Annotated in this window: 26 protein-coding genes; 18 read left to right on the top strand and 8 right to left on the bottom strand. The window is 46.1% G+C overall.

Annotated features, from left to right (window positions below; genetic code table 11):
• The first annotated feature begins 101 nt into the window (after positions 1-101).
• The 5 genes from ACXACM_RS16070 to ACXACM_RS16050 are packed head-to-tail and all read left to right on the top strand — an operon-like array spanning position 102 to position 6677.
• A complete protein-coding gene (locus ACXACM_RS16070; RefSeq protein ID WP_474823004.1) occupies positions 102-719 on the top strand; it encodes a prepilin-type N-terminal cleavage/methylation domain-containing protein in 618 nt (205 codons plus the stop codon).
• Complete coding sequence (locus ACXACM_RS16065) at positions 716-1558, top strand: PilW family protein (RefSeq protein WP_474823002.1); 843 nt, start codon at positions 716-718, stop codon at positions 1556-1558. The genes ACXACM_RS16070 and ACXACM_RS16065 overlap by 4 nt, the downstream gene beginning before the upstream one ends.
• On the top strand, positions 1555-2127 hold the full coding sequence (locus tag ACXACM_RS16060) for a PilX N-terminal domain-containing pilus assembly protein (RefSeq protein WP_474823001.1): 573 nt from the start codon (positions 1555-1557) through the stop codon (positions 2125-2127). Before ACXACM_RS16065 ends, ACXACM_RS16060 begins: the two co-directional genes overlap by 4 nt.
• 12 nt (positions 2128-2139) lie before the next feature.
• Positions 2140-6207 carry a PilC/PilY family type IV pilus protein gene (locus tag ACXACM_RS16055; RefSeq protein ID WP_474823000.1) on the top strand — a complete coding sequence of 1356 codons (4068 nt, stop codon included), beginning with the start codon at positions 2140-2142 and terminating at the stop codon, positions 6205-6207.
• 2 nt (positions 6208-6209) lie between these two features.
• Complete coding sequence (locus tag ACXACM_RS16050; RefSeq protein WP_474822998.1) at positions 6210-6677, top strand: type IV pilin protein; 468 nt, start codon at positions 6210-6212, stop codon at positions 6675-6677.
• Between the two features lie 5 nt (positions 6678-6682).
• Here the strand turns inward: ACXACM_RS16050 and ACXACM_RS16045 are convergent, their stop codons facing one another.
• From ACXACM_RS16045 to ACXACM_RS16030, 4 genes are read right to left on the bottom strand one after another with little or no spacing between them, the layout of a single operon-like run.
• The gene (locus tag ACXACM_RS16045) at positions 6683-7231 is read right to left on the bottom strand and encodes a type IV pilus modification PilV family protein (RefSeq protein WP_474822997.1); all 549 of its coding nucleotides are present in this window, start codon (positions 7229-7231) and stop codon (positions 6683-6685) included.
• A complete protein-coding gene (locus ACXACM_RS16040; RefSeq protein WP_474822996.1) occupies positions 7228-8310 on the bottom strand; it encodes a hypothetical protein in 1083 nt (360 codons plus the stop codon). The genes ACXACM_RS16045 and ACXACM_RS16040 overlap by 4 nt, the downstream gene beginning before the upstream one ends.
• Positions 8300-8908 (bottom strand): hypothetical protein, encoded by a 609-nt coding sequence (locus ACXACM_RS16035; RefSeq protein ID WP_474822995.1) that lies wholly within the window; start codon positions 8906-8908, stop codon positions 8300-8302. The genes ACXACM_RS16040 and ACXACM_RS16035 overlap by 11 nt, the downstream gene beginning before the upstream one ends.
• Positions 8902-9414, bottom strand: coding sequence for a pilus assembly FimT family protein (locus ACXACM_RS16030; RefSeq protein WP_474822994.1), 513 nt, complete (start codon positions 9412-9414; stop codon positions 8902-8904). The genes ACXACM_RS16035 and ACXACM_RS16030 overlap by 7 nt, the downstream gene beginning before the upstream one ends.
• 106 nt (positions 9415-9520) lie before the next feature.
• On the opposite strand from ACXACM_RS16030, the gene ACXACM_RS16025 reads away from it, so the two are divergent.
• Positions 9521-9886, top strand: a complete 366-nt coding sequence (locus tag ACXACM_RS16025) for a type IV pilin protein (protein WP_474822992.1) — start codon at positions 9521-9523, stop codon at positions 9884-9886.
• A 1-nt stretch (position 9887) separates the two neighbouring features.
• Here the strand turns inward: ACXACM_RS16025 and ACXACM_RS16020 are convergent, their stop codons facing one another.
• Positions 9888-10433 carry a GspH/FimT family pseudopilin gene (locus ACXACM_RS16020; RefSeq protein ID WP_474822991.1) on the bottom strand — a complete coding sequence of 182 codons (546 nt, stop codon included), beginning with the start codon at positions 10431-10433 and terminating at the stop codon, positions 9888-9890.
• 256 nt (positions 10434-10689) lie between these two features.
• Here ACXACM_RS16020 and ACXACM_RS16015 point away from each other — a divergent pair, with 256 nt between their 5' ends.
• Complete coding sequence (locus ACXACM_RS16015; RefSeq protein WP_474822990.1) at positions 10690-11028, top strand: P-II family nitrogen regulator; 339 nt, start codon at positions 10690-10692, stop codon at positions 11026-11028.
• Positions 11029-11095: 67 nt separating this feature from the next.
• Here ACXACM_RS16015 and ACXACM_RS16010 read toward each other — a convergent pair whose 3' ends face one another.
• On the bottom strand, positions 11096-11584 hold the full coding sequence (locus ACXACM_RS16010; protein WP_474822989.1) for an FKBP-type peptidyl-prolyl cis-trans isomerase: 489 nt from the start codon (positions 11582-11584) through the stop codon (positions 11096-11098).
• A gap of 59 nt (positions 11585-11643) precedes the next feature.
• Positions 11644-12624 carry a CAF17-like 4Fe-4S cluster assembly/insertion protein YgfZ gene (gene ygfZ, locus ACXACM_RS16005; RefSeq protein WP_474822987.1) on the bottom strand — a complete coding sequence of 327 codons (981 nt, stop codon included), beginning with the start codon at positions 12622-12624 and terminating at the stop codon, positions 11644-11646.
• 254 nt (positions 12625-12878) lie between these two features.
• Here ygfZ and ACXACM_RS16000 point away from each other — a divergent pair, with 254 nt between their 5' ends.
• Genes ACXACM_RS16000 through ACXACM_RS15990 form a run of 3 tightly spaced genes read left to right on the top strand, consistent with a single transcriptional unit; the run spans position 12879 to position 14468 of the window.
• Positions 12879-13130 (top strand): FAD assembly factor SdhE, encoded by a 252-nt coding sequence (locus tag ACXACM_RS16000; protein WP_474822986.1) that lies wholly within the window; start codon positions 12879-12881, stop codon positions 13128-13130.
• Entirely contained in the window at positions 13117-13551 is a 435-nt protein-coding gene (locus ACXACM_RS15995; RefSeq protein WP_474822984.1) for a protein YgfX, read from the top strand. Before ACXACM_RS16000 ends, ACXACM_RS15995 begins: the two co-directional genes overlap by 14 nt.
• 44 nt (positions 13552-13595) lie before the next feature.
• Positions 13596-14468 (top strand): MaoC/PaaZ C-terminal domain-containing protein, encoded by an 873-nt coding sequence (locus tag ACXACM_RS15990; RefSeq protein ID WP_474822983.1) that lies wholly within the window; start codon positions 13596-13598, stop codon positions 14466-14468.
• 30 nt (positions 14469-14498) lie between these two features.
• On the opposite strand, the gene nadB is transcribed toward ACXACM_RS15990, so the two are convergent.
• Positions 14499-16178 carry an L-aspartate oxidase gene (nadB, locus tag ACXACM_RS15985; RefSeq protein ID WP_474824384.1) on the bottom strand — a complete coding sequence of 560 codons (1680 nt, stop codon included), beginning with the start codon at positions 16176-16178 and terminating at the stop codon, positions 14499-14501.
• 218 nt (positions 16179-16396) lie between these two features.
• Here nadB and rpoE point away from each other — a divergent pair, with 218 nt between their 5' ends.
• From rpoE to era, 8 genes are all read left to right on the top strand, one after another.
• A complete protein-coding gene (gene rpoE / locus ACXACM_RS15980; RefSeq protein WP_216025397.1) occupies positions 16397-16975 on the top strand; it encodes an RNA polymerase sigma factor RpoE in 579 nt (192 codons plus the stop codon).
• A gap of 97 nt (positions 16976-17072) precedes the next feature.
• Positions 17073-17663, top strand: coding sequence for a sigma-E factor negative regulatory protein (locus ACXACM_RS15975; protein WP_474822980.1), 591 nt, complete (start codon positions 17073-17075; stop codon positions 17661-17663).
• A 6-nt stretch (positions 17664-17669) separates the two neighbouring features.
• The gene (locus tag ACXACM_RS15970) at positions 17670-18755 is read left to right on the top strand and encodes a MucB/RseB C-terminal domain-containing protein (protein WP_474822979.1); all 1086 of its coding nucleotides are present in this window, start codon (positions 17670-17672) and stop codon (positions 18753-18755) included.
• Positions 18748-19212, top strand: a complete 465-nt coding sequence (locus ACXACM_RS15965) for a SoxR reducing system RseC family protein (protein ID WP_474822978.1) — start codon at positions 18748-18750, stop codon at positions 19210-19212. The genes ACXACM_RS15970 and ACXACM_RS15965 overlap by 8 nt, the downstream gene beginning before the upstream one ends.
• 180 nt (positions 19213-19392) lie before the next feature.
• The gene (gene lepA / locus ACXACM_RS15960; RefSeq protein ID WP_474822977.1) at positions 19393-21189 is read left to right on the top strand and encodes a translation elongation factor 4; all 1797 of its coding nucleotides are present in this window, start codon (positions 19393-19395) and stop codon (positions 21187-21189) included.
• Positions 21189-22088: a signal peptidase I gene (gene lepB, locus ACXACM_RS15955; RefSeq protein WP_474822975.1), complete on the top strand. Its 900-nt coding sequence runs from the start codon at positions 21189-21191 to the stop codon at positions 22086-22088. Before lepA ends, lepB begins: the two co-directional genes overlap by 1 nt.
• Positions 22088-22780 carry a ribonuclease III gene (rnc, locus tag ACXACM_RS15950; protein WP_474822973.1) on the top strand — a complete coding sequence of 231 codons (693 nt, stop codon included), beginning with the start codon at positions 22088-22090 and terminating at the stop codon, positions 22778-22780. Before lepB ends, rnc begins: the two co-directional genes overlap by 1 nt.
• On the top strand, positions 22764-23675 hold the full coding sequence (gene era / locus ACXACM_RS15945; RefSeq protein WP_474822972.1) for a GTPase Era: 912 nt from the start codon (positions 22764-22766) through the stop codon (positions 23673-23675). The genes rnc and era overlap by 17 nt, the downstream gene beginning before the upstream one ends.
• Positions 23676-23682: the final 7 nt, after the last annotated feature.

Raw genomic sequence — 23682 nt, 5'->3', positions numbered from 1 at the left:
ATAATATTCAATACTAAACCTTGCCTGTCGATACTTTTTTATGTGGTCCATTGCGTTAGGATAATTGCGGGATCCGTTTAATTTACGTAGGTATAAAGGTTATGCGTCAGCATACGTTGCAGCAACGCCAAACAGGAGTGGGCTTCATTGAAGTACTTATCACCCTGTTTATACTCGCTATTGGCTTATTAGGCGTAGCGTCGCTACAGTTCGTTGGATCAATAGCCAACCGTGATGCGATTAGCCGTACGCAATCTGAATTAGTTGCTGAGCAAGTTGCTGAGAGACTGCGTGCCGCCTCACGCCCGGCCATGGCGGGGGATGGGCTGGTTGTCAATAACGGTTATTTCAACGCTAATAATTACAACTTTGCTTCTCTTTCTTGTGCATCCACTGATCCCTACACATGTTGCTTGTCAATGCCCTCTGCTATTCCCAATTGCGAAGACAATTCATGTACAGAAGCGCAAATGGCAACGTATGATAGCTGGGCACTGTCTTGTTCTGCCATTCAAACCAACCGTGACGTCACATTACAGGTAACCTGCACAGATAGCAGAGCCGGCGACACTGATACGTGCTCTGCAGGCTCAAGAATTCACGTGATGCTGACCTGGCCAGTGTCTAAGTCCACCACCCAAAAATACACACTTAACAGTCGGTGTAATCCTAATTCTGGCGATAGCAATGCCTGTGTCGTTAAGGATATTACTTTATGAATCAAAAAGGCTTTTCACTGGTAGAGCTTATGATTGCCCTGGTATTGGGCTTGGTGATCAGTGGCGCAGTTATGCAAACGATGATCAGTACCCGGGTCACCAATTCTCTCAATCAGGCGGTAGCACAGGTTCAGGAGGCAGGCCGGTTCGTCATGCTTCGTTTAAGTCGAGATATTATGGAAGCGGGTCGATTTGATCAGATTATCTCCAGAGTAGATGTGACGGTGGACAATCTGGTAGAAGCTGCGTTTATCCAAAATCGCCCGGTAGGGCTTGCTGGAGATTACATTGGCAGTCCTGTACTTGGTGCGAGTCAGGGGTTAAACGGTGCTAATGATGATTTAGTCATCAATTTACTGGGTAACGAAGATTGTACAGGTAATCGCTTTGGTTACCCCGCAGACACAGAATTTCACGTCGTCAATAAATACTATGTGGCAGATAACCATCTCTACTGTACAGGGTTTGATGGTCGGGTGCTTCGTGGGCTGCGCTCTCCTGTAGGGGGGCCCAGATCGGTGATCCTTATGGACAATGTGGAGAGTTTTCAAGTGCAGTATGGTGTTACAGATACTGCCAACACGTCTCAAGGGCAGGCTGTAAGATATGTGACCGCCAGTGAGTTGTCTGCACTGCGAGCGCTAAACCAGCAGGTGGTTGCTATCAGAATTGGCGTGATGCTAAGTAGTGACGGCGCTCAGGTTAGTAATATGCCGGTGCACAATCTGGCCGTGTTAAACGAGACGCCTTTAAAGACAGATGATTCGCACTATTTTCAGGTGTTTACCCAGACTCTGGCCCTGCGAAATATGAAGAATTTTGTAAGGAGTTTGCAATGAAGGCTGTGACTCACCAACAGGGAATGGTGTTAGTTCTTGCGTTGTTAGTTTTACTATCGCTGACTATTTTAGGCGTTAGCGCAGTGTCATCTAGTTTAAGTCAGAACAAAATGGCGGTGTCTATGCAACGTTCAGGCATGGCGTTTGACGCGGCAGAAGCGGCGTTAGCGGGGGTGTTTTTCGAAGCGGAAGATGAAGTACTTCTCACTGACGATACTAAAAAAGACCCGCTTACGGAAGCCAGACAAGGTACACAGTTTGACCCTGATAATGACACCATGAGTTGCTTTGATAACGGGTGGACAGCACGTAATGTGACAACGGCTGTATTGTCACCGGGTACTGAACATACCAATAGTGGAAATTACCAAAATGATATGAGGACCCAGAGCTGGTCGCGAACCGCGTTTATTCGTGAACAGGCTTGTCGTGGGTCAAGCAATGTCATAGGTGGAAGTAATGTTAATTGCCATGTTTTTGTGGTGAGAGGGTGCGGAAAAGTTTCTGAAAGAAGCACCGTGGTTGCCAATACCGTTACCGCTGCCGTTATGGCACCGGCTTCGCAGTAGGAGTTAGCTGTTATGAAAGGTTTCATTCGCTATGCCGTGTCATGTGCATTGTGGGTTTGCATTGGAAGCGCCGCATGGGCTGACGATTTAGATATTTATCTGGGTACGGCTGACGCTTCTGTGACCTACAACCCAAATGTGCTGTTCATTATGGACACGTCAGGCAGTATGACTGCATATGATAATACCAATCAGTCCCGCATGTTGCGTGTGCAAAATGCACTTAAAGATGCGTTGCAAACGGCCACGAATATAAACGCCGGCCTGATGCGTTTTTCAGACTACGGTGGCCCGATTTTGTTTCCATTACGTCCTATTGACGACGCTATTAACCCGGAGATAATTACCTCAACGTCTGAAAGTACTGATGATGCGGTGGAAGTTAACGGCAGTGTGGACCTTACCAGCAATTCTCTTAAGTTAACAAAGGGTACCTCAACGGTTACTACGGGGCTTCGTTATCAGGAAGTGAATATCCCACAAGGTGCTACCATCACCAGTGCTACATTACGCCTGACTTCAACCCAATTAAATATGGCCGCGGCGACACTAAAAATTCGCGGCGAACTGACTCCCGACAGCCAAAAGTTCGAATCCAGTTATTCAAATATTTCAAAGCGAGCGATTACAGGCAGCGAAGTGGAGTGGAGTTCAGACAATGGTTTTCCGCTAACGGACGAAATCGTAATCACGCCGGATTTTTCTTCGGTGATCCAAGAGGTAGTGGATCAATCCGGTTGGTGTGGCGGAAACGCATTGAGTCTTATCATTGAAGGAAGCAGTACCAATACTGCCAGTGCCCGTCAGGCAAAATCTGCCGACTACGGTACAACAGGCTCTCCCCAGTTAGTCGTTACCTATGATGAATCAACGGCTACCGGGTGTATAACTGGGGAAAGTGTTTATCAAGTATCGGCAAACCAAAATAACGCGGAAGAAAAAAATAACGGTAAGCAGTCCACGGGCACAGAACTTACCATGAATTCAAGTAGTAACGCCTATATAGGAATGCGTTTTACGAACGTGAATGTGCCTAAAGGTGCTGTGGTGTCTGAAGCGTATCTGGTGTTTACCGGGTTTGATTACCACAGCGGCAATGCGTCGATGAAAATTCAGGCTGCAGCAGTGGACGATGCCGTTGATTTTAACCCCTATACCCGCTACATGTTGAAAAATATGTCTAAGACCAGCGGTATCACCTGGTCGGCGCCTACGTTCTATTACCGGGGTGAATACAAAACGCCAGATATTTCCGGCATGCTGCAACAAGTGTTTAACCGCAGCGGATGGAACGCAGGTAACGATGTCATGCTGATCTTGAGCAATTTTGTTGGTGATCGCGGTGCATATACCTACAAAGGTAGCCAGTCTCGCGCACCTCAGTTAGTTATCAAATTTAAAGGCGATGCTATCCCTGGCTCAACAGCCACGGTAAGAGAGCATTTAGTCAGTAAAGTTGATGAACTTACCGCGAGCGGCTATACCCCCATTGTCGATACCATGTACGAAGCGACCCGTTACTACGGCGGCCTTTCCGTTGACTACGGGTTGACCCGGGGAAACAGCAATGTGTCAAATACTGTTCGTAAGAACACCCGTGTTAGTCACCGGAGTTCTTATGTAGGCGCAGACGCCGTTCGCCCCTACGGGTGTGACGAAGGTAACCTGAGTGACAGCGATTGTATTTCTGAGTATATTCCAAGTGGTGCCCAATACCTTTCTCCGGTCAGTGATCTGCAGTGTCAGACCAATAACCATATTGTGTTGCTGTCAGACGGAGAAGCAAACAGTAATCACAGCGTTTCCAAAATACAGTCATTGCTTGGTGCAACTTGTTCAGGCAGTGGTGGTGAAAAATGTGGATTGGATCTAGCCAAAAATTTAAGTAAAGCTGAAACCTCTGCCATAGACCGACGAGTGATTACTCATACCATCGGCTTTGCGGCGAATAACAATGCAAATAACTTTTTAAACCAGATTGCATTGCAAAGCGGTGGCGGATTCTATCAGGCCGACAACAGTGCTGATTTGGTAAAAGCATTTCAGGCAATCCTGCGCTCAGTTAAAGATGTCAATGCCACCTTTGTTTCCCCTGGTGTTGCGGTAAACCAGTTAAATCGACTCACCCATAAAGACGAGTTGTATTTTGCACTGTTCAAACCCAGTGAAGGGACCATTTGGCCAGGCAACCTTAAAAAATACAAAATAAATGGCGACACCATACTGGATCAGAAAAATAAAGATGCTATTGATTCATCAACTGGATTTTTCTCCGATACTTCTCACAGTTACTGGTCGACGCTGGCCGATGGTAACGATGTAAGAGAAGGTGGTGCGGCGAGTCAGATGTCAGTCAATCGCAACGTGTACTTCTTTGAGGATAACCCAACCATAATTCACAGCCTTAACGAGCTACATGAAAATAACCTGCTGATCACCACTAATGACCTTGCAATTACTACTGTGCCTGGGTCATTGACACTGAGAAGTGAACTTCTCAAGTGGGCAAGGGGTGTAGATGTTCGTGATGCCGACGGCGACGGGAGCTCCACCGATGTAAGGCTGCAAATGGGAGATCCTATTCATTCTCAGCCTGTTATTGTTAACTACAGTGAAACCGATTCAGCTATTTTTGTTGCTACCAATCATGGCTTCTTACACTCATTTGATACGCAGACTGGCAAGGAAAATTTCGCCATTATTCCCAAGGAACTGTTGAAAAATATTTATGACTTCTATCAGAATAATTCAACCTTCAATCATATTTATGGCCTCGACGGCGATATGGTGCTTAGAACTGAAGGTACTAAAACCTATCTCTATGTGGGGATGCGACGAGGTGGAAAAAACTACTATGTATTTGACGTAACGACAAAAAATGCTCCCAAACTGGCTTTTGCTATTCGCGGGGGCACGACGGGCCTTGAAAAGTTAGGTCAGACGTGGTCACGACCTACCATCACCAAGGTGAAAATCGGCGGTACGGTGAAAAACGTCATGATTGTGGGTGGTGGCTATAACGATGATCACGACACAAAAACAACCCGTAGTGACGATGCTATCGGCAACGCTATTTTCATGTTCGATGCAGATAACGGAAGCTTACTTTGGTCTGCAAGTGATCAAGATGCAACAACAAACCTCAGTGAGTTGAAGTACAGTATTCCCGGTCGTATTTCTGTCATCGATCGCGATAATGATGGTTTCGCCGATCATATGTACGCCGCTGATATGGGGGGACAACTCTTCCGCTTCGATATCTACAATGGTGAAAGCGGAACGGATTTTATTAAGGGTGCGCGCATTGCAGATTTCGGTGGCGATACTGAAGAAAGTAACCGTCGTTTCTTTTACGGTGCTGATGTAAGTGAAGTAGCGCTGGGTGAGGAGTTATATTACGGCGTTGCCATAGGTTCCGGATGGCGCGCAGCTCCACTGGATCTGGCTGTTGAAGACCGCTTCTACTTTATAAAAGATAAGGGAGTATTCGAGAAAGACAACAATGGCCATTATGTCCTGCCCTCATCAATGACTGAAACCTCTTTGTACGATGCTACCGAATCATTATTAAGCAGTAGTGATACGTCTACACAAAGTCTGGCTGCATCTCAGTTTGCCGGTAAGACAGGGTGGTTTATCAAACTCGAAACAGAAGGTGAAAAAGCCCTTTCGTCACCGCTAATTATTGATTACAAAATATTTTTTACTACCTATGTGCCTTCGGCTAGTTCTGAAAGTGCATGTGCACCACCTACAGGGAACAGTCGTGCTTATTTAGTGAGTATGTTCAATGGTAATGCGGTAGATGATTTGAACAACAATGGTGATGTGGATAAAAAAGATCGCTACGCAGAACTCAAACAAACGGGTATCGCGCCTGAAACTAAAATGCTTATAGAGGAAGTCGTGAAACCGGTAGTTTGTCTGGGAACTGAATGTGCGTCAGCGGTAATTGAAGTTGATGAAAATGGCAATGAGCAGCAGTGCTTGTCCGGGTTTGCCTGTTTAGCGCAAAATATTTTTGGGCGGTTTGAACGGGTGCTACAAGACAGTTGGTCTACCGAGAAAGAGCGTCAATAATTATGGTTAGAAATAGAACGTCAAAATCAGGTTTTACGTTAATTGAACTTATGATTGCGGTGGCAATTGCAGGCATTTTGGTAGCAGTTGGGTATCCTGCCTATCAGGGAGTCATTAAAGATAGCTATCGAAAATCGGCGCAATCAGATTTGCTAGCCCTTGCTGCTGCTATGGAACGTCATCATGTGGGAAATTTTACCTATGAAGGCGCTGCTACTGGGGGAAATGACACAGGGAAGCCCGCTATTTTTGCTACCTGGTCACCGGCCTCTGAACCGGCTTCGAACAAACGCTACGACCTCACAATTGCCAGTGCGAATGGTGTTGACTATGAAATTCAAGCCTCTCCGGTCACAGGTACTAGCCAAGCTGGCGACGGAGATATCTACTATTTTAGTGATGGTCGAAAAGGCTGGGATGAGAACAATTCCGGAGGCTTAGATAGCGGCGAATTTTGCTGGGCGTGTTAGTGAGCTTAAGGAGACGGGCCGACGGCGTCAAGGTGTAATAACTTCTCTGGATGGGCGCGAAGTAGTGGATGAGAAACGGACGTTTTCAATGAAAGTTGCCTGTTTTGCCCATCTAGATCCTGCCAACTGACGGCGATACTAATTTGCTTTATCAGCGGGTAAGGACAACCCGATGACTGAGGTCCAGAGTACAGGTCGGCTTCTTTGGTATATTTATTATCAGTTTGCCATGTCACGTTAAACTGATGAGGTGCCAAATGAGAGCCAATAGTGACTGTGTTTTTGCCTGATGGTAAAAGTCCGCCAGAGTTAGCGCCAATTTGTGAATACAGCGGCACATCACTGATACTTTTCAAACCCACCAGGGTAAAGTGATTACGATATCGTTGGGCAGTGCGTAATGCCGCACCGTGCAATGATGTAGTTATGCTGGTTTGCTGAAAATTTTGAACGATTGTCAGGCAACCTATTAATGTAGTACTTATTATGATCATAGCGATAAGTACTTCAATCAAGATAACACCCGACATAGTCGACGGTTTTTGTATTTTCATCCCACACTTCCTGGGATCAATGCGATTTGTTGCAGTGCAGGTTGTGAGCGCAATGTCTCTAGCACGGAAAAATCATACCTGACCTGGATTTTGCTGTTAGCTGATGAGGGGTGATTCAGGACCAGGCTCCCGACAATGGCTGCATCTGGTGCTATTACTACCCGCTGAGTGACCATGGTGTGTTCTCTTATACTCAAAACCAACCCATATATACGAGCATTGGCGTGAAGCTGAAGATCGCCATTTTGCACAATCATTAAAACCGGGCTGCTGGGACTTCCAATACTGGTAGAAGAGGGAATTTCGCAATCTCCGTCGATCCAAATAAAGGGAGTGGCCACAGGCAAGGAATGACAACTGTTTGTTTGCGTCCATGCAATACTTTTAAATTCTGTAAGGGTAGACTTATCTAAGTCACTAGCGAATAAATAGTGGAAAGCGTCTGCCGGTAACGCATTGTCTTTATCTTTAATATCACTCTTTTTCACGGTGCCGTAACTTACCGCATTCACCTCACACGTATGCGCGTAAATAGCCTGTTCTGTGCAGGTAAAACGAGGTGCTGATTGCAGGTTTATTTCGCTATTTGACCACACAGCAAGTGACCAGTAAGGATGAGCTCCGGATGGTGGCACATATAGATGAAATTCGGCCAGTGCGTGCAGGCTGTCGTGAATTAGCAGAGGTGCCGGAGGCAGGTTGATTAGAAGGGGAAAGCGTACCAGACTTTGCTTGCTTGTGTAGGTGAACATGCCCTCACTGTCTGTTTCACTCAGTAAAGCCGAAGTAATTTCAGCGCCGATGATCGGCATGTTGGAAACCTGACTCAAAGTAGATAAAACATTCGACGGTAGCGAGTTATCCCAAGCTGAAGCGTGCAGCAACTGCGCTTGCTTAATCGCTGTTGACAGATCAGTTCTGGCAGCCAATGCACTGTTGGTATTATTCCATTGCACACTTTCCGACTGGGCAATGAAATACAGGGAAATTGCTGATATCGACACACTAATTATTGTCAGCAGTAGGATGGCACTAGTTAAGTACACTGCGCCAGTTGCTCTTAATACGCTATATTTCATGATTTACCACCAATGAAAAAGTAAGTTCACGGGTTATGTGATGATAGGTTTTGGTGTGCGCAGACATTGAAATATGCACAACGGTAAATTGTCCACGGGGCGTGGCGTTAAAAGAAAGATGGCTTATTACAAGCCGCGAATTCGCGGTGATATCCTGCCAGCCGTTCTCGTTACACTGTCTACCTGATTGACGCATTTCCAAGGCTTTTTGTCTGAGTCTGAAACCCATGCGCTCCGCTGGAGTGCCCATATCAAGCATACCGTTGCCGTTGTTGTCTGTGGCAAACACCAGGCAGGAATGAGTGTTCTCTTTCGGGTGATGGTCAATAGAAAACTCTTTTGCGAAACCATCGGCGATAACTGATTTAACAAGGTAGTAAGAAGTGGCTTTTCCGTGCCAGCCGCTTTTACTAATTTGGTTGGTCATAAGGGTGGCTAATTTCGCCAGCTCAACGTCCAGATAAATGCTATTGAGGAGTTGTTTCTGCGACACAAGTGTTTGGGCAACAAGTGTGGATGCTCCCGCCAGCATGATTAAGCCCGTTGCTGTACCCAGGAGTAACTGGGGAAGAGAAAAGCCTGATGAATTCCTTAACATTGTTCAATATGTCCATATTGTTGGTTAACCAGACATATTCTTGTTCGACCCATGTTACTCAAGATGACTTTTCCCAATAAGGTTCCCGCCTGGAGGGTTAATGTTCCGGCATGGCCAGTGGTAAGACCGGTAGACGGTGAAAAGCGGGTAAATTTAGCAGGGTTGAATGTATTCTTAATAACCTTAACCTGGTTGTGTGCCTGATAATCCGTGATAGGGATATCAGAAACGCCGATACATGTATTCGGAGATTGGCAGTCGCATGGCTTTATCGACACATGGAAACACCACTTAGCTGTGTGATTTAACGAGACATGAACTGGCTGGTGGCTTTGCATTGCGAAAAGCTGGGCGCGCGTAAACTGGCTGTTCACCGCATCCAGGGCGCGGCTGAGTTTTGCAAGATTGAGTTGTTGCTGGAACGCTGGCGCAGCCAGTGAAAATACAATTAATACTATGGCAAGAGCAACAAGCATTTCTATTAGTGAAAAACCGTGTAGTTTCAAAGTCAGTCCTTTTATTCAGCAGAAATAGCTGTCTATCCTGATACATTGTTTCATGCTAACGACTTTAAACGGCACTGTAAGCTGAACTAAAGAAAGGAATTCAAGAATGATTAAAAAAGATAGGGGAGTGTCATTGCTTTCATTAATGATTGCGGTGGCGATTGCAGGTATTCTGGCGTCCACGGCCATACCAGGGTTTACACATTTTCTTCAAACCACCGAATTACATAAAGCAAAAAGCCAGTTGTTGCTTTGGCAGAGCGAGCAAATTCGCTATCGTCTTGGGAACACTAAGTATGCAGAGAAGAAATTGCTTTCGGCCCCATCAGCGAAAAAATTCTCGTTTAGTGTGGAAAATGTTTCTGCAATATCTTATCAAATGAAAGCGAAAAGAAAGAAGAAACTGGCTGATGGCTGTGACGAGATATCTTTAGATCAATCTGGTAAAACCAGCCCATCAGGGTGTTGGTAAGTTAACTACAGGTGAGATCTGTCCCATCGATGTCTTCTTTTACGCCATTATTATTGCTGTCTGTCGCTACTGCAATACGGCCATAAAGGCTAATGAGCACAGCTGAAGCAGACTTCACATTACCAGAAGACGGGCACACTATGATGCTGCCCGACTGGCTAACACTGCCATCAGGAGTGAAAATAACCGCATTACCAATTCCGGTAATTTCAATCCCACTTCCTGTGGGATCCGTAGCCATTAATAGCTGTTCGTTGGCGTCGCGAGCACTATTATCGTCGGTATCAACAAACACCATTTTTGCCTGGGTCCAGTCTGTGGAGCAGGCTGTGTAATTGGATGTTGCGCAAAGTACGATGGTTTGTTCTTTGTCTATAGCATGAAAACGGGCAGACCTTGCCGCACTGCTAATATCATTGACAGCCGCAATTACACGATTTTGTTGCAATAGTGTCTGTAAACTTGGAGCGCCAATAGTGAGCAATATGGCTGCGATAGCAACCGTTATCATCAACTCCAGCAGTGACAACCCTTTAGAATTATGCATTGTTCTCACAGAATAGTATCAGTCTGTTGATTGTATATTAAGCGGGTTTTTTGTTAAGTATAAAAATGAAGATAAACAGGTTTGAGTCTATACTTGAACGAGGGTGGTGTACAAAAGACAAAAGCAGGTTTGTTTTTATAAACAGTCAGTTATAATAAGGTATATTCAAACATGTATATGACTTGTACACAGTAAGCAGTTTGCGCTGATGCTTATCGTCTCATTTTACATTAACGTTCAACAGTGGGTAGCAAATATGAAAAAAATTGAAGCGATTATCAAGCCGTTCAAAATGGATGATGTTCGTGAAGCATTGGCTGATGTTGGAATTGCGGGAATGACGGTAACGGAAGTAAAAGGGTTTGGCCGACAGAAAGGCCATACTGAACTTTACCGCGGTGCGGAGTATCAGGTAGATTTTCTGCCCAAAATCAAGGTAGAAGTGGTATTAGAAGACGGGCAGGTTGAACTGGCTTTAGAAACCATTGAGAAATCTGCCAAGACCGGCAAAATCGGTGATGGAAAGATTTTTGTGACAAACGTGGAAACCGCGGTGCGCATACGTACTGGTGAGCAAAACGAAGACGCGATTTGATTTACACAATGAACAGGCCGGCATATTGCCGCCCTGTTTTGTTAATTATGTGAGCTTATTTAGAAATTTAGTCGTGGTCGTGATGATGGCCACCTTCTCCGTGTACATGTCCATGATCAATTTCTTCCTCTGTGGCTTCTCTAACATCAACCACCTCTACGTCAAAGTGTAGCGGGATCCCTGCCAGCGGGTGATTCCCATCGACAACGACTTCGTCTTCATTGGTCTCAATGACGATAACTGACTGCTCGCCGCCTTCCGACGTTGCACGAAATGACATGCCTACTTCCACTTCCATTCCTTCAAACATAGATTTGGGCACGCTTTGTACCAAAGCGTCTTCGCGCATGCCGTAAGCTTTTTCAGGTTGTACATCTACAGCAAATTTGTTCCCAGCAGTTTTTCCAATTAGAGCGTCTTCAAGTCCTTCGATGAGAAAACGTCTGCCGAGTAACACAACTAACGGTTTCTTACCATCAGAGGAGTCGAGAGTGGTACCGTCTTCTGTTGAAACGGTGTAGTGAAGGGTGACTACGCTGTCTGTGGTAATCGTCATAACTTTTCCTGTGTTTTTAGGTGCTATTGCACATAGGAGAAACTGTGATAAAAATATCACTATGAAGTTGTTGTTGCCTCAATAGAATAAGGCAACGACAACGGTTTGAATTCAACTCGTGTTGTTGATGCTAACCTGTGAAGGGTATCTTCGCTGGTGTCATTTGGCAACACAGCCATTAACCAGGTTTCGTTACCGAGGACGGCGCTACGGATCACAGCGCCGCCGCGTCGCCAATTGTCTCCGAGTGATTTTTCAATACTATCTCCCGCAGATACCTCCAGAACTTCCGGTATGCAAAAACTAAAAGCCGCTCGTTTGTTTTTCCCAAGATAGCGGGTACGAGCAACCACTTCCTGTCCCATGTAACACCCTTTATTGAAATCAATGCCATCGAGAATATGGAAGTTCATCATCTGTGGAACAAACTCGTTTACAACTGAGCCAGATACATCGGGAATACCATGCTGGATACACAGTGCTTCATACACCTCTTGAGCATATTCAGTAATATTCGCTTCTGAGGCCCATTTTTGTAATGCAGACTGACCGTCTTTATTGAGTAGGAGCAAGGTAAACTGATCACCAAAATCCATGTTGATCGCCACGCCTAAATCATTTTGCTCTGTTTGCAGAGGCTTGTCTGGCAATGATCCGAATTTTTCTGTAAGCCAGGTGCGGGTAAGGCTACCACACAGCATATAAGCCTTGATGTTGTCAGACTCATCGCAAATATCAACTTTTGAAAATACGCCATATTTATTTAGTTGAGCCAGTGAATGGCTGGCACTGTCGGCGTTCATGCAAAGCCAAATGGCTTCCCTGTACCGGCATAACAGGCTGAGAGACCAGGTTTTGCCCTTAAAGTCGCAATGAGCAGATCGTCGGGCATCATTTTCCCCCAGTTTTTTGGTATTTACAGTGAGTTGACCATGCAAATAGTCGTCTCGCTGTTCACCAGAAACGGAAAGTAGGGATAGATGGTGCAATGGGATGATGTAATCCTGGGCTATATTCGACAGGCTATCTAACCGCTGCATGAGAATTCCTTTGTACAAAAAATAAAAATTGGGCAAGGTAGCTTATTAGCACACTTAGCAAAATGCATACTGCCATACCTCATTCTTCTAGTGTGGGGGATTTTTTTTATTAAACAAGGTGTCGGAGCGTTCTGACCTTTGCTGTAAAAACATAATCAAAAAAGCAACCCGTTCTGGATTCTGACAAAAAGGTCAGTGAGTCTAAAAATAGCTCGTGTTATAGTGCAAGCATTCGTGAAAGAGGTTGCACTAGTATGTTCACTGAGAAAAGAAAGAATCGCCTGAAGTGGGCGTGTCGTCGTGGAATGTTGGAATTGGATGTCTTGTTTCTACCCTTTGTGGAAGAGGCTTTTGATGACCTTGATGAGGAAGATCAGGTGCTCTTTGAGCATCTCCTTACATGTGATGATCCGGATCTGTTCGCTTGGTTTATGGGGCATCAAAAGTGCGAAGACCCTGAACTGGCAAGAATGGTGAGTATTATTCTTCACCGTGTCAAAGTTTAGCTTTAATTATACACATAGCTGCTGGCGGTGCTGGTCTCACCTTTTTGTGCTAAAAGCTTTTATCCTCATGTTGTACGCTCTATCTCCGGCTGCGGTAACCTGGCTTACAGCACAGTCTATTGCGGCGATGAGCCTCATTGCGACTGTGCTATGCGTATGTCTTGGTGCCAGAAAAATGAAAAGGCCCCCAGTTACTTCTCAGGTGTCAGTGTCTGACACATTGTGGACTGAACATCGCCAGGGTAGGCCCGCGACCGTTTTTACACTAAACAAGGGAGGTATGCTGGCGCCTTTTGGAATATTAGTGTGTTTAAAGAATGAAAACGGTGCGCTCCACCGCAGGTGGATTTTGCCTGGTGAATGTGATGATAAAAGCTACCGCCGGTTAGCCCGAATGGTGCTTAATAACGGGTTTAAGTGATATAGTATTCCCATTCTCATTAAAATTTTTTATTGCAGGTCGACATGCTGTCTCTCTTTTTTAGTGCGCTTCTGCACCGTCCGAACTCTGCTCGGTTAAAACAATTTAAGCCCCCCATGCTGCCTGACTTAACACAAAGTGAAGTCGTTACTGTTAACCCCAGGCATTACCTTAGCTATTGCGAATTGACACAATGGACTTTCAGCACTTTGCACCCTTGTTATCTACAAGTGCTAAGTTTACCTATGCAACTAGCCTGTTTGGCGCACCCACGTAGCCCGTTTCCCGTGTTAGGTCTTGTGCATCGTAAAAACGTTATTAGTGTTAAACACGATATATCTTTAGGTGACCCAATAACGCTGAATGTAGGATTCAAGCGTGTAATTGCCCATAAGTTGGGATGGGACGTCGTTATGTATACACAAGCCATTCAGAACGGGGAGCTTTGTTATGAAGCTGACGCTACGTACTTGATACGCATTGGCGCGCCCCACGTAGAGCGCAAGCGCAGCAGTTCACAGCAACCGCAGACGGGCAAAGGTGAAGAAAAGGCACTGCTTTCTAAGGACAAGCAAATCATTATTACTGCCAAATCGAATCTAGGGCGTGAATATGCCAAAGTTTCAGGCGATGGCAACCCCATTCACTTGTATGGTTTTACTGCTAAGTTATTTGGTTTCCCAAGGGCCATCGCTCACGGTATGTGGTCATTAGCGACGTCTGTTAGCCATGTATATCAGCCACATGCTCATCAGCATTCAACAATAAGTTGCCGATTTAAAACGCCGCTATTTTTGCCCGGTGAGGCAGTATTGCGGCAGGATGAAAAAACACAGGGCTCCAGCTTTTATCTGGAAAGTGCCAAAGACCAAACCCCTTACCTTGAAGGGAGAATAAGTACTTTGCAGAACCAGTGACACTTACGCGAGCCAGCTAGTATATAAATACTAACTGTCTGACGAGCTGGTTGTACCTAAAGTCCCCGGCTCCGGTTGTTGTTTTCCATGGCTTGGTATTAGCATACTAACCTTTGGTACAGGCAATAGATCAGGATAGTCAAGGTTGTAATGTAACCCCCGGCTTTCCTTGCGCTGCATGGCACAGCGAACGATCAATTCTGCCACCGTAACCAAATTCCTTAGCTCTAACAGATTGTTACTGACTCTGAAATGGGCGTAGTACTCCTGAATTTCCTGGCTTAACAATTGAATGCGACGGAGTGCTCGCTCAAGCCGTTTATTCGTTCTCACAATGCCCACGTAGTCCCACATAAAAAGGCGTAACTCATGCCAGTTGTGCTGAATGATTACCTCTTCGTCTGAGTCGGTAACCTGAGATTCATCCCACGGCAGGATAGCTTCGTTTTCACATGGGTCGCCGAGGTGCTTTAAAATGTGTTTCGCCGCGGCTGCAGCGTACACCACACATTCCAGCAGGGAGTTTGACGCCATGCGATTAGCGCCGTGCAATCCTGTGTAGGCCACTTCGCCAATAGCATAAACGTTTTCGATATCGGTTCGGGCATTGAAATCAGTCATCACGCCTCCGCAGCTATAATGTGCGGCCGGCACCACTGGGATGGGTTCCTTGGTGATGTCAATGCCGATTGAGCGACACTTCCGGTAAATATTGGGAAAGTGTTTAATAATAAAATCAGCGGGCTTATGACTGATATCAAGGTACATGCAATCGGCACCGAGACGTTTCATTTCATAATCGATAGCCCTGGCTACAATATCTCTTGGAGCAAGATCAGCGCGTTCATCAAAACGGTGCATAAAAGGCGTACCGTCCTGATGGCAGAGTTTCGCGCCTTCACCTCTCAATGCTTCAGTGATGAGAAAGTTACGCGCCTGTGGGTGGTAAAGACAGGTAGGATGAAATTGGTTAAACTCCATATTAGCAACCCGGCATCCCGCCCGCCAAGCCATGGCTATGCCGTCGCCACTGGATACATCAGGATTGGATGTATATTGATACACTTTACTGGCGCCGCCGGTGGCCAATACGATAAAGCGTGCTTTAATCACTTCCACATGGGAACGAGTCAGATTCCAAACATACACGCCGGTACAACGTTCGCTGTTAGTCTGCGATTTTACTAAATCAATAGCGTTATACCGCTCAAGAAACCGTATATTGGGGTGTGCTGCAACTGCGTCATTAAGTGTAATTTGCAGTGCTTCTCCTGTAGCGTCAGCGGCGTGCAGGATACGACGGTGACTGTGACCGCCTTCCCGGGTCAGATGGAAACGCTCTTTGCCTTTTTCGTCAGTTTCGGTGTCAAAAGGGACGCCCCGATCAATTAACCAGTTTAAAGCGGACTTCGCATTTTCTGCTGTAAAGCGAACAGCTGCTTCTTCGCACAGGCCTGCCCCGGCATTCAGGGTGTCTGCAACATGGGCTTCTACGGAATCGTGTTCATCAAAAACAGCAGCGATACCGCCTTGTGCATAGCGGGTGGAGCCTTCATTGCGGTCGCTTTTACTCAGAACGAGTACATCACAATGGTCTGCCATTTTTAGTGCGAGACTCAAACCAGCTGCACCACTACCAATAATAAGAACGTCACACTGATGTTCTATATCCTGAGATGCTGGGGTGTGAAATGATGCCTCTGATGTCATATTTTGCATGTTTATTCTGATAGGCTAACGTCCGGCAAGTCTAAAGGATGCGAGCAAAAAGGCAAAGACTCCTGTTTATTTACTGAGTATTTTTCTGCCATTTATTGATAAAATGTCATCTGACCGCACTTTTTTAAGAACTTTTTAAATATCAAACGGTCTACTGTAAGCTTGCATGAGCTGTTTTATGTAGTAGATGTTAAGGAGAAATGGCTCGAATGAGCGAGCAGATTACCGATCAACAAATTGTTGAAAAGGTCCAACAAGGCGATAAAAATGCATTTAATCTGCTGGTAACCCGTTATCAGCATAAAGTGATGCATCTCGTGTCCCGGTACGTGAAAAACTCAGGGGACGTTGCAGATGTAACTCAGGATGCATTTATAAAAGCTTATCGGGCATTGCCAAACTTTCGTGGCGACAGTGCGTTCTACACCTGGTTGTATCGCATTGCAGTCAATAGCGCGAAAAATTACCTGGTTGCCCAAGGGCGTAAGCCACCGGCCAGTGATGTAGATGCAGAAGAGGCTGATTATTACGAGGGGAGTGATGCCTTAAAAGAGCAATCGACCCCGGAACGCAGCTTATTATCAGAAGAACTTGAAGCTACCCTGTTTAGGGTGGTAGAAAAGTTGCCGGATGATTTGCGAATGGCTATCACCTTGCGGGAAATTGAAGGTCTGAGCTACGAAGAAATTGCCAGTGTGATGAGCTGTCCGGTAGGTACAGTTCGCTCGCGGATTTTCCGTGCAAGGGAGGCAATCGACAAGGTAATACAGCCAATGTTGGAAAATTGATTATTTTTTTACGATGAAATTGAACTTTTCTGAGATGAAATGAACTAACAAGCTGTGATAGGGTAGTTATCGATCTTTTGGATCAGGATTTTATAATATGACGCAACAGCAAGAAAATATGTCCGCCTTCATGGATGGTGAGACACAAAGTGCAGATATCATGGATAGCATTGTCCGTGATGAAGCGTTGAAAGCAAAGTGGCAGCGATATCATGTTATTCGCAGTGGCTTAAGAAAAGAAGCCACGGTGGCACCCGAGTTGGATATAACCGCAGCAGTAGCTGAAGCGTTAGCTGATGAACCAACAGTGATGGCACCGAAGCCATCTCGCTGGCGGTCACTACCTCTGATAGGGAGTGTGGTTCCATTTGCGAAGCAAGGCGGGCAGTTTGCCGTAGCAGCTTCAGTTGCAGTGGCAGTGGTTCTTGGGGTTCAACAAATGAATAAGCCAGAAGCTACGGAGCCCTTCTCGACCTTTGAGACCAGTGCTCAATTTGGCGGCTTAGCGCCAGTGAGCCTGGAACAGACTCGCACATTGCCGAGAAACGATATGGACGTGGTGTTGGAGAAAAAACGCAAAATAAACGCGTTAATAGCCGACCATGAACAACAAATTAAACTGAAGCAGGCTGAAGAAGAGTTAACGTCGACGGATAAAGCTGAAGACACCGGATCTGCGCCAAATTAATTGCCAATGAAAATTAATCACGTAAATTTCGTACCAGCCCTGGTAGGGCTGGTATTTCTGTTTCTGGGAAGCACTTTTTCAATTGCGGTGACAGCCAATCCAGAGCAAAGCGCTGCCGAATCCTCAACTGGCTCTTCAAACAGTAATCAATTGGATAGCCGTCCAAGCGACGTAAATGTTGAAAGTAACGCTTCACCAGAGTCCGTCAGCGATTGGTTGGGAAAATTATCCCATGCGGCCGAGCATCTAAATTTTGAAGTGGCCTATGTGGTGAGTCGTATCAATAATGAAACTGTGCCCTATCTGTGGCGTCATGGTATCGTCGATGGCGTTCAGATGGAACAGCTCAATATGCAAAATGGGCCTGGACGGGAGCTGATTCGCGTAAACAATGTGGTAAGTGTATTCGAACCTGACACCAGACCATACAGTTTACACTCACGTGCCATAAGCGGCCCCATTCCTTATGAGCTTTTATATGCTCCTGAATCATTGGCCGAAGGATATGCTTTTGTTGAAGTTGGCCGAGCCCGGGTTGCCGGTCGACCTGCACAGCAGTTGCGGGTTGTAAGCCGTGATAATACGCGGTTTAGTTATCAACTATGGCTGGATGAAGCCACAGGTATGCTGTTGAAGCTCAATACCCTTGATTTACAAGGAACTGTACTGGAACAGATTCAGGTCACGGCGATGAGTATTACAGATGAAGCACCTACGTACTTCTCTAAAGTAAACCGGCAGTCTTTACCTGAGCCTTTGGCGTTATCGGGTAATAATTCCCCGCCTCAACATTGGGTGGTGGAATATTTGCCCGAGGGCATGAAAGAAATAAAACAGGATGTGCGTCGGTTAGCGTTAACCGGACAAGTTGTGGAATACAAATTATTCTCTGATGGTTTAGTTGATGTGTCAGTGTATGTTCAGCCGGCAGAGGATGCTGTTGGGTCGGATTTAGTCTTGCGCCATGAGTTAAGTACGTTTCTCACGCTGACTGACGGTAAAGTTCAGGTTACCGTGGTGGGTGAAATTCCCCTTCAAACGGCAAATGCTATAGCCACTTCACTGCGCTTAAAGAGCACTAGCGATGATTAAGGAGTCGGCGGTGGTAGTTGCGGTGCGCGGTGACGAAGTAACCGTAGAGGCTGCCGTCAAAACAACGTGTTCTACCTGTCAGGCGCAATCAGATTGTGGGACCGGTGCTATCTCCAGAGCAATGTCTCCGAAAACACAGCGTTTAACCCTGCGCTCTCCTGTACCCTGTAAAGTTGGTCAACTCGTCACCATTGGTGTTCCAGAAGCCGGTATTATGTCTGCATCGGTGTGGCTGTACGTCATGCCGTTAATCGTGCTGTTATTAAGTGCAATAGTGTTTGATGTTATACTGCCGCTTGCTGGTTTAAGCAATGAATTGTGGACGTTACTTTTTAGTGTGGCTACCACCTTTGTCAGCTTTGTAATCATTTCTGGATTTCTAAAACGAATGGATACGACCAAATTCAGGCCGGTCATCCTCACATCAATTCCCCAATCTATGACGCCGGACAGGTAAGCTAACCCATCTGACAGGTTAATCAGCAGAGAATGTGCGTGGATATTCGCTTTTCAGCAAAGAAATAGGTAAAATCCGCACGCTTCGTAATGCCGTATAAGTCTGGCTTACGGCATTGTGGTCCAGGGCGATCTCCCTGGTTTTATTGTTTATCTATATCGCAGGACACTTTCCAGCACTATGCAACAGTCGCACATAAGAAACTTCTCAATTATAGCCCACATAGACCACGGGAAATCCACGCTATCGGATCGCCTCATCCAGCATTGCGGAGGACTTACGGATCGGGAAATGGCGGAGCAAGTGCTCGACTCGATGGATTTGGAAAGAGAGCGCGGGATCACAATAAAAGCGCAAAGCGTTACGCTAAATTACACCGCACGGGATGGCGAAACCTATCAATTGAATTTCATTGATACCCCTGGGCACGTTGATTTTACCTATGAGGTATCCCGGTCACTGGCGGCCTGTGAAGGTGCACTGCTCGTTGTTGATGCGGGGCAGGGGGTAGAAGCGCAAACACTGGCGAACTGTTACACAGCAATTGATATGGATATGGAAGTGGTGCCAATCCTCAATAAAATTGATTTGCCTCAGGCAGAGCCAGAGCGCGTCGCCGAGGAAATAGAAGATATTGTAGGTATCGATGCCATTGATGCCGTGCGTTGCTCGGCTAAAACGGGCTTAGGTATTGAAGATGTGCTGGAGGTAATTGTACGTCGTGTTCCTCCACCAGAAGGTGAGCGCAACGCGCCGCTTAAAGCACTTATTGTCGATTCGTGGTTCGATAATTATCAGGGCGTTGTCTCTCTGGTGCGAATTGTCGAAGGCGAATTAAACGTGAAAGACAAGATAAAGATCATGTCCAATGGGCAAACACACCAGGCTGATAAGGTAGGTATTTTCACTCCGAAGCAAACCGATACGGGAGTGTTGAGGGCTGGAGAAGTCGGGTTTGTCATTGCTGGAATCAAAGAGATCCACGGTGCGCCGGTGGGCGACACCATTACTTTAGCTCGTGAACCGGCGGAACAGGCTCTGCCCGGTTTCAAAAAAGTGAAACCTCAGGTTTACGCCGGTGTATTTCCCGTGAGCTCCGATGATTACGAAGATTTTCGTGATGCACTTGCTAAACTAAGTCTAAACGATGCGTCACTGTTTTATGAGCCTGAAAGTTCAGCTGCACTGGGGTTTGGCTTTCGCATTGGTTTTCTGGGCATGCTTCACATGGAAATTATTCAGGAGCGATTGGAAAGAGAATACGACCTCGATTTGATCACCACAGCCCCCACGGTAATTTATCAGGTGGTCACCACCAAAGGTGAAACCGTTCAGGTTGATAATCCGTCGAATCTGCCGGCAGTGAATGAGATCGATGAAATTCACGAGCCTGTGGTGGAAGCGAATATTCTGGTACCACAGGAATTTTTAGGTAACGTCATCACACTGTGTGTAGAAAAGCGCGGCGTACAAACGGCGATGACTTATCACGGAAAGCAAGTGGCTGTCACCTACGAACTTCCTATGGCGGAAGTTGTTATGGATTTCTTTGATAGGCTGAAGTCTACGAGTCGCGGTTTTGCCTCATTAGACTATAACTTTAAGAAATTTCAACAATCAGACATGGTTCGGGTTGATATTCTTATTAATGGTGAACGTGTTGATGCGCTTGCCATGATCACGCACAGAGAAAATAGTCAGGGGCGTGGACGTGAGCTGGTTGAAAAACTGCGGGAGCTCATTCCTCGTCAAATGTTCGATATTGCTATTCAGGCGGCCATTGGCAATCACATTATAGCAAGGAGCACAGTGAAGCAGCTGCGCAAAAACGTTATCGCGAAATGTTACGGCGGTGACGTAAGTCGTAAGAAAAAGCTACTTCAAAAACAAAAAGAAGGGAAGAAGCGGATGAAGCAGGTGGGGAATGTTGAACTTCCTCAGGATGCCTTCCTTGCTGTTCTCAAGGTAGGTAAGTAATGGCAAATTATTTTTCAATATTATTGGTTATCCTGACATTAGTGACAGGTCTTATCTGGTTACTGGATTCACTGTTGTGGGCGCCGGGCCGTAAAACTCAAGCCAGCGACAGCGCGGCTTTGCCAGAAGCGGCAGATAACAATCAAGAGTTGCCCTGGATAGTAGATACGTCTCAGCAGATATTTCCCGTCATCGCATTTGTACTCGTGTTGCGTTCATTTCTTTATGAACCTTTTCAAATTCCCTCCGGTTCTATGATGCCTACCTTGTTGGTAGGTGACTTCATTCTTGTAGAAAAATATGCATACGGCCTGAAAGACCCGGTATTCCGTTCGAAATTCGTTGAGACAGGTGAGCCACAGCGCGGTGATGTTGTAGTTTTTAAATACCCGGAAGACACCAACGTAGACTATATAAAGCGCGTCATTGGTTTACCCGGTGATACTGTGGTTTATCAAAATAAGCAGGTATTCATCAAACCGTATTGTGAATCCGGCAATGATTGTCCAAAACTCGAACCCGTTCCACTGACGTTTGAAGAGCGCGGCGAATTTGTTCAGGATATGGTGCCACTTCTGCGTTACAGCGAAGATCTCGGAGATGTAGAGCATGATATTTTACGCAACCCGGGTAGAACCATTCCCAGTAGTGCTTTTTACACGCAACCTGGTACAAGAAGTAATGAATGGATAGTGCCAGAAGGCCAGTACTTCGTGTTGGGTGATAACCGTGAAAATAGCCGTGACAGCCGTTTCTGGGGGTTCGTGCCCGATGAGAATTTGGTGGGCAAAGCAGTAGCTATCTGGATAAGTTTTGAATTTGAAAGAAGCACAGACAGTTGGTTGCCAGGCTGGGTTCCTACCGGCGTTCGGTTTGATCGTGTAGGTGGCATTCAATAATGCAGGGTATTGATAAATATGCCCGTTTGAGCAAGTTGCTTGATTATGAATTCACTGATAAGGCCTTACTTCAACAAGCGTTAACCCACCGCAGTGCTGCAAAAAAGCACAATGAGCGCCTCGAATTTTTAGGTGATGCAGTACTGGGTATGGTTATAGCAGATGCCCTTTATTCCCGCTTCCCGTCCGTTCCCGAAGGGAAGCTCACACGCATGCGTTCTACGCTCGTGAAGGGCGACACGCTGGCCGAAATGGCGAAAGAAGCGGGAGTAGGAGAGTTACTTAAATTAGGTCAGGGCGAACTTAAAAGTGGCGGACATCGTCGAAGCTCGATCCTGGCCGACGCGGTGGAAGCTATTCTTGGGGCTATCTACCTCGATGCAGGCATCGACACGGTGCGAAGGGTAATTCTCGCATTGTGGGCCAAGCGCATTGACAGACTTGATCCCAATGAACATCCCAAAGATAGTAAAACCCGGTTACAAGAGTATTTGCAGTCTCGCCGCGAGCCACTTCCTGTATACGACGTGGTAGAGATAAGCGGTAAAGATCACGCACAGACTTTTCGCGTGAGTTGTGCTGTGTCACAACTGGAAAACCCAGTACTGGGCGTGGGAAACAGTCGAAGAAAAGCTGAGCAGGAAGCCGCGAGAGAAACACTAGAGAGGCTTGAAAATGCAACAAAACGATGAGACAACCACATATTGTGGCCTGGTAGCTATAGTTGGCCGGCCCAATGTGGGCAAATCAACGCTACTCAATCGTTTGCTCGGACAAAAGGTCAGTATTACTTCCCGTAAGCCGCAAACAACCCGCCATCGCATTTTGGGCATCGACACTGAAGAAAAGTACCAGACTGTGTTTGTTGATACCCCAGGACTCCATCAGGATGAAAAAAAGGCCATCAATCGTTACATGAACCGGGCCGCCTCCAGTTCACTGGCAGAAGTGGGTTTAGTGTTGTTTGTCGTTGAAGGTACCCGCTGGACAGACGAAGACGCCATGGTTCTCGAAAAGGTAAAACAGAGCCGATTGCCCAGCTTCCTTGTTATTAATAAAGTTGACAAGGTTGAAGACAAATCAACACTAATGACGCAGATTCAAAAACTGTCTGCATTGCATAACTTCGAGCATATCTTTCCCGTAAGCGCCAAAAATGGAAAGCAAGTAGATGCACTAAGAGAAACAGTGCAAAAAACCTTACCTGAAAGTGAATTTTACTTTCCGGAGGATTACATTACAGATCGCTCGAGTCGTTTTATGGCGTCTGAAATTATTCGCGAAAAACTCATGCGATTTACTGGTGACGAACTGCCTTATTCTACCACCGTTGAAATTGAACAATTTAAATTAATGGAAAATGGTGTTTACCGTATTAACGGCTTGATTTTGGTAGAGCGGGAAACACAGAAACGAATGGTGATCGGTAAGGCAGGTACACACATTAAAACCATTGGCGAGCAGGCGCGAAAGGATATGGAGAACCTGTTCGACAACAAGGTATTTTTAGAGTTATGGGTGAAGGTGAAACAGGGATGGGCCGATGATGATCGCGCGCTTCGTTCACTGGGCTATGGCGAAGATTAGTGTAGAC

The sequence above is a fragment of the Alteromonas sp. AWQ4_252 genome (genome assembly GCF_056158205.1).
Note: the sequence above shows the minus strand (reverse complement) of the source record. Positions and strands in the feature narration are given on the sequence as shown.

Bases quoted from the DNA above. Each gene is read 5' to 3' on its own strand.
- ACXACM_RS16045 (WP_474822997.1), bottom strand. From the start codon at position 7,231: ATGAAAATACAAAAACCGTCGACTATGTCGGGTGTTATCTTGATTGAA.
- rpoE (WP_216025397.1), top strand. From the start codon at position 16,397: ATGAGCGAGCAGATTACCGATCAACAAATTGTTGAAAAGGTCCAACAA.
- ACXACM_RS15965 (WP_474822978.1), top strand. From the start codon at position 18,748: ATGATTAAGGAGTCGGCGGTGGTAGTTGCGGTGCGCGGTGACGAAGTA.
- ACXACM_RS16070 (WP_474823004.1), top strand. From the start codon at position 102: ATGCGTCAGCATACGTTGCAGCAACGCCAAACAGGAGTGGGCTTCATT.
- ygfZ (WP_474822987.1), bottom strand. From the start codon at position 12,624: ATGCAGCGGTTAGATAGCCTGTCGAATATAGCCCAGGATTACATCATC.
- ACXACM_RS16010 (WP_474822989.1), bottom strand. From the start codon at position 11,584: ATGACGATTACCACAGACAGCGTAGTCACCCTTCACTACACCGTTTCA.
- ACXACM_RS16025 (WP_474822992.1), top strand. From the start codon at position 9,521: ATGATTAAAAAAGATAGGGGAGTGTCATTGCTTTCATTAATGATTGCG.
- ACXACM_RS16065 (WP_474823002.1), top strand. From the start codon at position 716: ATGAATCAAAAAGGCTTTTCACTGGTAGAGCTTATGATTGCCCTGGTA.
- ACXACM_RS16000 (WP_474822986.1), top strand. From the start codon at position 12,879: ATGTTCACTGAGAAAAGAAAGAATCGCCTGAAGTGGGCGTGTCGTCGT.
- ACXACM_RS15970 (WP_474822979.1), top strand. From the start codon at position 17,670: ATGAAAATTAATCACGTAAATTTCGTACCAGCCCTGGTAGGGCTGGTA.
- ACXACM_RS15975 (WP_474822980.1), top strand. From the start codon at position 17,073: ATGACGCAACAGCAAGAAAATATGTCCGCCTTCATGGATGGTGAGACA.
- nadB (WP_474824384.1), bottom strand. From the start codon at position 16,178: ATGACATCAGAGGCATCATTTCACACCCCAGCATCTCAGGATATAGAA.
- rnc (WP_474822973.1), top strand. From the start codon at position 22,088: ATGCAGGGTATTGATAAATATGCCCGTTTGAGCAAGTTGCTTGATTAT.
- ACXACM_RS16060 (WP_474823001.1), top strand. From the start codon at position 1,555: ATGAAGGCTGTGACTCACCAACAGGGAATGGTGTTAGTTCTTGCGTTG.
- ACXACM_RS16035 (WP_474822995.1), bottom strand. From the start codon at position 8,908: ATGTTAAGGAATTCATCAGGCTTTTCTCTTCCCCAGTTACTCCTGGGT.
- ACXACM_RS15990 (WP_474822983.1), top strand. From the start codon at position 13,596: ATGCTGTCTCTCTTTTTTAGTGCGCTTCTGCACCGTCCGAACTCTGCT.
- ACXACM_RS16040 (WP_474822996.1), bottom strand. From the start codon at position 8,310: ATGAAATATAGCGTATTAAGAGCAACTGGCGCAGTGTACTTAACTAGT.
- lepB (WP_474822975.1), top strand. From the start codon at position 21,189: ATGGCAAATTATTTTTCAATATTATTGGTTATCCTGACATTAGTGACA.
- ACXACM_RS16015 (WP_474822990.1), top strand. From the start codon at position 10,690: ATGAAAAAAATTGAAGCGATTATCAAGCCGTTCAAAATGGATGATGTT.
- ACXACM_RS16020 (WP_474822991.1), bottom strand. From the start codon at position 10,433: ATGCATAATTCTAAAGGGTTGTCACTGCTGGAGTTGATGATAACGGTT.
- era (WP_474822972.1), top strand. From the start codon at position 22,764: ATGCAACAAAACGATGAGACAACCACATATTGTGGCCTGGTAGCTATA.
- ACXACM_RS16050 (WP_474822998.1), top strand. From the start codon at position 6,210: ATGGTTAGAAATAGAACGTCAAAATCAGGTTTTACGTTAATTGAACTT.
- lepA (WP_474822977.1), top strand. From the start codon at position 19,393: ATGCAACAGTCGCACATAAGAAACTTCTCAATTATAGCCCACATAGAC.
- ACXACM_RS16055 (WP_474823000.1), top strand. From the start codon at position 2,140: ATGAAAGGTTTCATTCGCTATGCCGTGTCATGTGCATTGTGGGTTTGC.